Annotated in this window: 1 protein-coding gene; it reads left to right on the top strand. The window is 36.3% G+C overall.

Annotation, left to right across the window (positions count from 1 at the left end):
• Positions 1–88: 88 nt before the first annotated feature.
• A protein-coding gene (locus tag ACIQXU_RS20935) for an IS3 family transposase (protein WP_402992132.1) occupies positions 89–1425 on the top strand; the annotation gives its coding sequence in 2 pieces (ribosomal slippage) (positions 89–482 and positions 482–1425; 1338 coding nt in all).
• The last annotated feature ends 37 nt before the right edge of the window (positions 1426–1462 follow it).

Below are 1462 nucleotides of genomic sequence, written 5' to 3'. Positions count from 1 at the left end.
TACCCTATAGAGTAGACACTTTAAAAAAGTCTCTCTGTAGGGTACTTTTATTTGTATAAAGAAAAGATAGGATTGGAGATACATCACAATGAGCATAAAGACTTTTACAGAAAAAGAAATGAAGTCCTTATTAAAGAATCCTAATGTTAAGGCTGTTAGCCCCAAGGGGATTACATATACAGATGATTTTAAGCGATACTTTATTGCTCAAAATCAGGCAGGTAAGTTACCAAGAGATATCTTTGAAGATAGTGGTTTTGATATAGAGGTTGTTGGTATGTATCGCGTGCAGGCAGCCGGTAAAAGGTGGCGTTCAGCCTATCGAAAGAATGGCTTAGAAGGTTTAAATGATACTCGCAAAGGAAATTCAGGACGTCCACGTGAAAGAGATCTATCTATAGAAGAAAAATATGCTCGGCTAGAAGCTCAAGTTAACCTATTGAAGGCAGAGAATGAGTTGCTAAAAAAGATCGATTTAGCCGAAAGGAGGCTAATGAGAAAGAAATAACCCTGTCAGCCGAACAAAAGTATGTATTAATTCGGTCCATCATTACTAAATATAAACTTAAAAATAAGGTTCAATACTTATGTAATGTCTCTCAGATATCCCGTTCGGGATATTATAATTACTTTCATTCATCCTCCCAAAAACGTAGACAGGAGCGAGAGGAAAGGGACGAGCAGTTAAGGGGAATTATTATGAAGGCCTATCAATTTAAAAAACGTAAAAAAGGGGCTCGCCAAATTAAAATGACATTGGCAAGTCAATTTAAAATTGTCTTCAACTTGAAACGTATACGTAGAATTATGAAGAAGTATGAGATTGTCTGCCCTATAAGAAAAGCAAATCCCTATCGGAGAATGTTGAAAGCAACTCAAGAACATAGAGTCATGCCAAACCTCTTAAAGCGTCAATTTAAGCAAGAGGTTCCTGGAAAAGTACTCCTGACCGATATCACTTATTTATTTTACGGAAGGGGCCAGAAAGCCTATTTGTCTACCATAAAAGATGGCTCGACTAATGAAATCTTGGCCTACCACGTATCAGACCGCATGACCATGGATTTAGCTACAGAAACCCTTCTTAAACTAAAGAAAAATCGAAGATTTAAAAAGAGAGAAGGCGCATTAATACACTCGGATCAAGGTATCCACTACACACACCCATACTTTCAAAAGTTAGTGAAGAAACTAGGATTACAACAATCTATGTCTAGACGAGGGAACTGTTGGGATAACGCTCCCCAAGAATCCTTCTTTGGTCACTTTAAAGATGAAGCTAACATTAAATCTTGTGAAACAATTGAAGAGTTAAAAAAAGAAATCAAAAATTATATGATCTACTATAACAACTATAGACACCAATGGAACCTAAAAAAGATGACCCCTGTTCAATACAGAGATCATCTTTTAAAAATTGCTTAGGCTTTTTTAAAATGTCCTTTACACAGGGTACACTTTA

Origin of the sequence: Peribacillus sp. NPDC097284, assembly GCF_044761765.1 — a bacterium.
Classification (GTDB): domain Bacteria; phylum Bacillota; class Bacilli; order Bacillales; family DSM-1321; genus Peribacillus.
The sequence above is the reverse complement of the archived record's forward strand: the minus strand, read 5'-3'. Positions and strand labels throughout refer to the sequence as shown.